6 protein-coding genes and 1 pseudogene are annotated in these 7,929 nt (G+C 38.7%); 4 read left to right on the forward strand and 3 right to left on the reverse strand.

What is annotated here, in order from left to right; genetic code table 11:
- Window positions 1-113 precede the first annotated feature (113 nt).
- The 3 genes from AB4558_RS13685 to AB4558_RS13695 all read right to left on the reverse strand — a co-directional run bounded on the left by AB4558_RS13685 (window position 114) and on the right by AB4558_RS13695 (window position 3,300).
- On the reverse strand, window positions 114-1,403 hold the full coding sequence (locus AB4558_RS13685) for a YrbL family protein (protein ID WP_372074843.1): 1,290 nt from the start codon (window positions 1,401-1,403) through the stop codon (window positions 114-116).
- Window positions 1,404-1,405: 2 nt separating this feature from the next.
- Window positions 1,406-2,518: a glycosyltransferase family 4 protein gene (locus AB4558_RS13690; RefSeq protein ID WP_137002437.1), complete on the reverse strand. Its 1,113-nt coding sequence runs from the start codon at window positions 2,516-2,518 to the stop codon at window positions 1,406-1,408.
- Window positions 2,519-2,589: 71 nt separating this feature from the next.
- Window positions 2,590-3,300 (reverse strand): 3-deoxy-D-manno-octulosonic acid kinase, encoded by a 711-nt coding sequence (locus AB4558_RS13695; protein ID WP_137002436.1) that lies wholly within the window; start codon window positions 3,298-3,300, stop codon window positions 2,590-2,592.
- Between the two features lie 89 nt (window positions 3,301-3,389).
- Between AB4558_RS13695 and AB4558_RS13700 the strand changes: the two genes are divergently transcribed.
- The 4 genes and pseudogenes from AB4558_RS13700 to tnpA form a co-directional block, all read left to right on the forward strand.
- Window positions 3,390-4,445, forward strand: a complete 1,056-nt coding sequence (locus AB4558_RS13700; RefSeq protein ID WP_137002435.1) for a glycosyltransferase family 9 protein — start codon at window positions 3,390-3,392, stop codon at window positions 4,443-4,445.
- A gap of 82 nt (window positions 4,446-4,527) precedes the next feature.
- Window positions 4,528-5,556, forward strand: a complete 1,029-nt coding sequence (locus AB4558_RS13705; protein WP_137002439.1) for a glycosyltransferase family 4 protein — start codon at window positions 4,528-4,530, stop codon at window positions 5,554-5,556.
- A gap of 175 nt (window positions 5,557-5,731) precedes the next feature.
- Complete coding sequence (locus AB4558_RS13710; RefSeq protein ID WP_137002434.1) at window positions 5,732-7,558, forward strand: DUF3413 domain-containing protein; 1,827 nt, start codon at window positions 5,732-5,734, stop codon at window positions 7,556-7,558.
- Between the two features lie 178 nt (window positions 7,559-7,736).
- Window positions 7,737-7,910: pseudogene (gene tnpA, locus AB4558_RS13715) on the forward strand (IS66 family insertion sequence element accessory protein TnpA); the annotation flags it as partial.
- Window positions 7,911-7,929: the final 19 nt, after the last annotated feature.

Consider the following 7,929-nt stretch of genomic DNA (forward strand, 5'->3'; position numbering starts at 1 on the left):
AATCGTTTCAATCGTTTCAAATGATCAGATCACAGGACTTGGAAAAGGTTCAACTAATTTAGGCAACAACGCCCAATATAGTATCGACAAAAAGCAACATATGATATTTTTTATTATCCACATTTTAATAAATAAAACTTCTTAATAGAAACTAAACGATACATACAGTTTTCTTTCAATCGGATAAACTTTCTTAGTAACCTTGAAAAAATGCTATAGCTCCTGTCATTTTCAAGTATTTTCCTTTCAGACTGTATATTTGTGCCCATTTCATAGTGGTGCGTGATCACAGGCTTCTTCAAGCAAAGAGGAGGGATACCATGTAACCATACCGCACCAATATAATGATCTACCGGCATATACACTACATGTGAATTATCAATCAGCTTTTTCGCCCCAATTGGTGAAAGGTAATACCCCACAGCACCAGAACGATTCTGCGTAGGAAAGAAAAAATCCCCAAAATTAATTAAAGAAGAGCTTCTTTTTTCTAATTTAACATACTCCTGGTCATCCAGTTTGTTGGATTTTATTAAATCAAAGAAATCTTCTTTTATAACGATATCATCTTCCAATATTATCATAGGTACATTATCAGAGACACATTTATGCCAAAGCGCATAATGTGAATAAAAACAGCCTCTTTCACCACGACCCAGTGCATAACCTCTTCGAAAAATAGTTTTTCTGTCGTCTATTTTACTGGCAAATATTTTAGGTATATCATTGAATTTATAAGCATCAAAATAAGAGTATTTTAATTTTCCGGAAAATTGTGCATCAACATTAGCTCGTCGTTTTTTACTCTCTAAAAGTGATATAACATTAACCTGGATTTCAATTTTATCAAGTTTAGGAAGTTTGCTTGTTTTAAACTTATTCCATTTCCTTTCTATTTTTCTACGACCAACCAATGGTAGATAATTGCTTAATGGAAATAGTTCTGTACTACCATAGCCATCAATTAGCACAAGTTTTATACTTTCTTTTTTCTCTAAAACCAATATATTACTCAGAACTAAGTCACTAGGAATAATATTATTTTCTTTAAGGTAACCCTTTAGTTCATTAAGCCCGTCTTGTAGAAAACTAAACTCTTTTTCACTTCTATTTCGCTTTAGATAGTGCCTCAGATCAGAAGCAATATCACCATTGTCATTACGTACAACTTCTTGAATAATACCGATATAATCCCCACAGTCTATAACTCCGTAATACTGAGGTAGATGTGTAAAGTCTATATTATTCTTTTTTAATTTCTCAAGGTATGCAACCTCTCGTTTAGTTTGTTTAGACTTATCTCGATGACTTACCTTAATGCACCGATTAGGATCTTTAGGGTCTAAATAACAAGTTCGCTCAGAGCCTCGGCCAATAACAGGCCAGTTAAGAAAGTCTTGCATTATTATTTTTGCTTCTCTTTGTAGACGGAGAGAATCATCTGATAGTTCTTTTCCATCATGGCTTCTACATCTAGTGTTAGGGCTAAGTCTCTACAAGCCTTTTTTAAATTCAAATCATTTCGCTTTTCAGCCCAATAATGCATAGCTTCTGTCAACGCGTTTACGTCTTTCCCTGATTCGACTACGGTCGAAACAGTTGGTTGCATCACCTCTTTCGCACCACAATCTTCAGTGGTAATAACTGGGCATCCACATGACAATGCTTCAATCGCAGTAAAACCAAAAGGTTCATAATGAGTTGGGAAAACATAACAGTCAACAAGTGAGAAAAAGAGCTCGGGTGCTGTCTGCGAGCCTAGAAAATGACACTTTTCTGCAATTTTCAAACTCTGGGCTTGCTGCTTATAATTCTCTTCATGGCTTTCCCTACCAACAATTAGTAAATTAGCCTCAATACTCAATTGAGAAAAAGCTTGTAGTGTTTCAGATAATCCTTTTCTCTTGTACCCCGTACCTAAAAATAAGAATACAGGTTTGCTCCAATCGATAGAAAAATTCTTGCGGAAAGCTTCAACATCTACAGAAACTCTCTCTCGATCAAATCGCTTTGTATCAACAAAGTTATGTATGACAGAAATCTTTTCGGGTTGAACATTGTAAGCTTGTTGGATCTCATGAGCACTCTTATATGAATTCGCAACAATGTGTCTGTACGCCCCATCTTTCATTGAGCGTTGCTCAATTTTTATTGCAACCTTATCTTTAAGGTTCGGTTTGCCATCTCTTATGGTATCAACCAAATGTATTCGGGTCCCACCACCGATACGAAGCATGTCATGCGACCAAGTTTTACCAAGACCATAAACGAAGTCATAGTGATGCGACTTTAAATGATTCTCAACATCCTTTGCAAATTTCCAAATACGATGAGACTTGCCGATAGCTAACCCCGATAACTTTACAAACTTAATATTTTGATGCGAAGGCTCTACATGCGTACGACATATAATCGTGACTTCCTCTCCCCGCTCGGCAAGATAGCGAGATAGGTGGTTCAAAAATAGCTCTGTGCCGCCCGTATTAGCGTGCCGCATATGAATCAATGCAATTTTCATATGTTTATTAAGTTTCTTATAAGTTAGAAGCGAGATGAACTGTTGCTAAATATACCTTAGATACCGCTTTACTACAAAATATCATCGTATCCGATCATTAATTCTGTCCAGTCACTTTCTTGCCATTGAATCCTACGTTTACCTTTCTCTTTTATAAAAGAGCGCTTTAGGCGTTCTAGATTACTTTTCTTCCAACTATTTCCACTTTGCTGGAAGCATTTATCAAAATCAATAAGCCAAACCTGCTCCTGTACATCAACCAAGATATTGTGAATATTAAGGTCTGTATGATTTACTTGAGCATTATGCATCTTGCGTATCTCAGAGCCAATATTTTGATATGTTTGCTTATCTAGAACGGATTTAGTCAAGCAATCGACGAGGTCACTAGCGTTAGGTACCTTTTCACTCAAGAGATCAGCTTGATAGACCAAACCTTTTCTGACCACTCTAGCTGCGATTGGTCTAGGTACATTAACCTTATTATCAATTAATACCTGTAACAGTAAAAACTCCTGAAAACTTCGAACCCGTTTTTCACCAAGGTATAGATAGTGATCATTAATCAGCTTACCTAGAAGGCCACCGCGTCTATAGTGCCGCAATGCCGCCTGCGTTGTTTCTAGCTGAATAAACCAAGTTGTACCTCGACCTTGTGCTTGCCCTACAACCATATTCTTCAACTGCCAAAAATTGGCATCAAAAGCTTCCTTTATTTGTCGCTTTGACAACAAGTTTGGATCATAGACGATGGTTTGATGATCTATTGTTTCGGTTCGCATGTGTTGTCCTAAGTTGTCCATTAGAATAATTTTACATTCTGAAGCCTCAACTGCATAATTCTTATCAATCAATTTGCTAGAGTTTTGCCATGTCATTGTTTAATTCAGCCCCTAGGTCCTTATGTATTTTACGATTATCTGCAATAGGAGACGTATGCAACACTATTGCTGCTGTACAAGCAATCCAGAATTACTGGCCAGAAACAAAGATAACTTGGATTACTGGAAGGCTGGAAGCTCAACTCCTTGAAGCAGTCAACGGGTTAGAAATAATTATCTTTGATAAAAAAGGCGGCTGGAAAGAGTACAAAAAACTCTGGAAGACTCTACAAGGCCGTCAATTTGATGCGCTTCTACACATGCAATATGCACTACGTGCAAGTATCGTAACCTTGGGCATCAAAGCAAAGTATAAACTTGGGTTTGATGCAAAACGTAGCCAAGACTTTCAGACTTTGTTTACCAATGTAAAAGTACCGTCGCCAGAAAGCATGCATGTGCTTGATGGACTAATGAGTTTTGCATTTTGTCTTGGCGTACCGGAGCAGGAGCCCACTTGGAAATTAAAATGCACTCCAGAACAAACTCAGTGGGCTAAAGCACAAATCAAATCGAAAGCTTTAAATCTAGTTATCGTTCCTGCAGCAAGTAAAAGCTATAAGAACTGGACTATCGAAGGGTATGTCGCGCTCATAGAACATGCTCAACATTCAGGTTGGAATGTTATCTTATCAGGAAGCCCTGCCAATATCGAAATCGAATTAGCAAAATCAATAGAAGAGCGGCTAACAACCCAAGTAGATAATCTCGTGGGGAAAAGCAGCCTATTACAAATGCTTGCTTTAATAAAAGAATCAGATTTAATTATAGCTCCGGATACTGGGCCTACTCATATGGCAAATGCGGTAGGCACTCCTATTATAGGGCTATACGCCCATCACAACCCAAAGCGTACTGGGCCATACAATGCGTTGCACTCTGTGGTATCTGTGTATGAAGATGCGATTGCAGCAGAGCATTCCGATCAGGTCGAGCAACTAGATTGGCGAACTAGAGTTAAAGATACCAAAGCAATGCAACGTATCAAAGCCGACAATGTTATTGCCATGTTTGACACTATGGCAAGCGCTATCGAAAATAGTTAAACGATTAATACAAATATCATTTAACCCTCTATCTATTTCAGTTTAAACAATGATGTTTAAGAAAACTACGGAATTAACTCTCATGCATATTTGTCATGTTAACTTAGCTTCTGGGTATCACGGCGGTGAAAATCAGACACTACAACTTATCAAACAGCAAAAGAAAATGGGCTATGAGTTAACCGTTGTTGCAAACCCTAAAAGTCCCTTTTCTATAGCGGCGCAAGAGCTTGGCTGTCATGTTATTCTAGCTTCAAGTTTTGCTCATGCACATAAGAGAAGTATAACTTCTGGGTGCCAGGTAATTCATGTTCACGAAGGTAAAGCGATATATTGGGCCTGGTTGCAGAGCAAGTTTTTCAATATCCCATACATAATTACTCGCAGAATAGACAATCCATTGAAAAAAAAGTGGCTAGCTAACATAGCGTATCAAAGAGCTTCTGCGGTAGTTGGTTTAAGCAGTGAAATCGTATCACGCATAGCAGATGCGTACCCCAAAACCAATGTGTATAAAATCCCCAGTTCGCCGGTGACTTACTCTGTTGATATAACGAAGAAACAAACTTTAAAAAAGCAATACAACGACAAGTTTCTCGTAATTCACGCTGCCAACATGGTGCCACATAAAGCATTCAACATTACTATTGATGCTGCGAAGCTGCTGTACAAATCTCATCCAGACATTCATATCTGCTTGCTTGGTGATGGCCCCAAAAGAGCCGAGCTTGAAGCACAAGCCAAAGGTCTCAGCAATTTGAGTTTTAAGGGTAAACAGTCGAGTATGGGGGAATGGTTTGCTATCGCCAATCTTCAAGTTCACCCATCTTATACTGAAGGATTGGGCTCCGTAATACTGGAAGGAATGTCTGCTGGTTTACCGGTTATAGGTACTGACACCGGAGGGATCCCAGATATCATCGAACATGAGAAGACAGGGCTATTAATTCCTAGCGGCAATGCAGAGTCGCTGGCTAGTGCAATTGTCAGAATAAAAACGGATAAGCCTCTATATCAGGAAGTCATAACCAATAGTGAGCAAAAACTAAAACAATTCGATATTGCTCATACTGCTTTGCTTTATGAAAAGCTCTACCAACAATCTTGCTGACAAAAGCGAAAGTGTTTTAGAGACAACCAGCACTTTGCTTGTAACGGTTGATGAAAACAGTTACGAACTATGGCAATATTTGCGCCACTTTCAATGTTGCGACCTTATTGGCAAGCAACTTGTTGAAGGCTATTAAATACTTATTACTTTCACAAATATCGGATTTTGAAAGACTATGAACAAACTCAGTTTTCGCTCTATTGGTTGGTTTATCCTAATTAATGCTATGCTCGCCATTTTGATCTCAATTCGATGCTTTGAATTCTTTCCTGCCGAGGCTTTTACTCCGCTGTCGATCACCTACGCAGTTAGCTCTGTCGTTGGACAAATATTTTTATTGACTTGTTTATTTGGTATTTTGTTGTTACCAAGCAAGTGGTTAAACCAAAACAAAGCAACTTGGTATAACGCTATACTGGCCTCTCTTCTCTTAGTCTTATTGTTCATCGATACCATTGTGTTTGCTCAGTATCGATTTCATATTAACGCAGTGGTAGTCGGGTTAATTTTAGCCGGTGATATCGTTGATTTCCCATTAGTCACTTGGGCAATGGCCATCATTGGCTTTTTAAGCGTACTTTTAATTGAGCTAAAGCTCATGAAGTGGATAGCAAATCGTGGCTCGGCACTGCCAAAAAAGCTAGGAAGAAAAATCACAGCTATTGCTGTAGTCACGTTTCTTGTAGCTAACTTCATACACACCTGGGCTGCTGCCAATGCATTCCAACCAGTCTCTATGGTCAACCGCTATATACCACTTTATTATCCACTTACTGCCAACTCCTTGATGAAAAAACTTGGATGGATTGACTTAGATGCTGTGGAGCAAGGAAAAAGCCTAACAAAATCTCAAAAGGGTGATTTGAATTACCCTCTACAACCAATCATAGCGGAACAACCGGAAGAGCTTAAAGACATCGTGTTGATCGTGGTTGACTCTTGGCGCTATGACACATTTTCCAAAGAAGTGACGCCGATCACTTGGTCGCTATCGCAACAAGGTGCTGTTTTTAATAATCATATGTCGACTGGTAATGCGACTCGAGCAGGGATCTTTGGTACTTTTTACGGGATGCCTAGTACTTATTGGCATGCGTTCTTAGCAAATCAACGATCTCCCCTACTAATGGATCGACTACAAGAGTTAAACTATCAGTTAGGTATTTTTACTGCAGCACAGTTAATTAAGCCTGAATTTAATCGTACCGTGTTTAGAAATGTTCCAAATCTTCGTATACGTTCAGAAGGCGCAACACCATCAGCCAAAGATCGTGATTTAACCAATGATTGGAAAGCATGGTTTGAAAAAACGGATTCTAGCAAACCTCAGTTTTCGTTTTTATTCTTCGATGCACCACACGGTTATGACTTTCCTTCAGGTTACGACGCTGGCTTTTCTCCAATGTTGAAACAACTTAATTACCTAACACTCAATAACGATACTAATCCTGAGCCGATATTTAACCGATATAAGAATAGTGTTCACTACGTTGACTCATTAATTGGAGAAGTAGTTGAAACCTTGAAGAAGTCGGGTCGAATCGATAATACATTACTAATCATTACTAGTGATCATGGGCAAGAGCTTAACGATAACAAGCTCAACTTTTGGGGACACAACAGTAACTTTACCGATGTTCAAGTAAAAGTTCCTTTTATTGTTATAGACCCAAAATTTAACCAATTAAGTAACGATAAGCTAAATAAGAACTTTACTTCTCATGAAGATATCGCTCCTACACTGCTTAAAAACTATTTAGGTGTTAATAACCCAACTAGTGACTTTTCTACAGGCTATGATTTGCTATCTAAAACTCCAGAACGTGAATGGGTGCTTGCATCAAAGTTCAGTGGCTATGCAATCATTACTGAAGAAACTATTCTGGAAGTAGGTAAAGGAGGCTATGAAATGCTCAACAAGGCTAACCGTCCAGTAAACCAACCACTAAATGGTAAGCATACCGTAGAAGCATTAGAACAAATTAGCCGCTTTCTAAAATAGCTTTACGAAGTAACAATGTAAAACACCCGCCTCAAATAAGTCGCGGGTGTTTTTATTTAAGTAGCGGAAGTTATAACTGGCAATAATTTAGTCTAACAGTAAGCGTGTCATGAACACCGCATTCTAATCTTTCAGCACGAAGAATAAGATCATCTCTCCAACCCAAAGGAGAGTTGAAATGGCAAAACGACGCACCAACCTAGAATGGCAATCACTGTTTGAACAATATGAAAGCAGCAGTGTTACCCAGCGCAATTTTTGCGAACAACATGGGCTGAGTTTATCCACGTTCTTCTCCAAGCGGCGTCAACTCCAAACAGCAAATCAGTCTGAGTCTATCGGATTTGTTAGGTAAGCGTGTCATGAACACC

It is taken from the genome of Vibrio sp. 10N.222.51.C5 (assembly GCF_041474575.1).
Lineage (GTDB): Bacteria > Pseudomonadota > Gammaproteobacteria > Enterobacterales > Vibrionaceae > Vibrio > Vibrio crassostreae_C.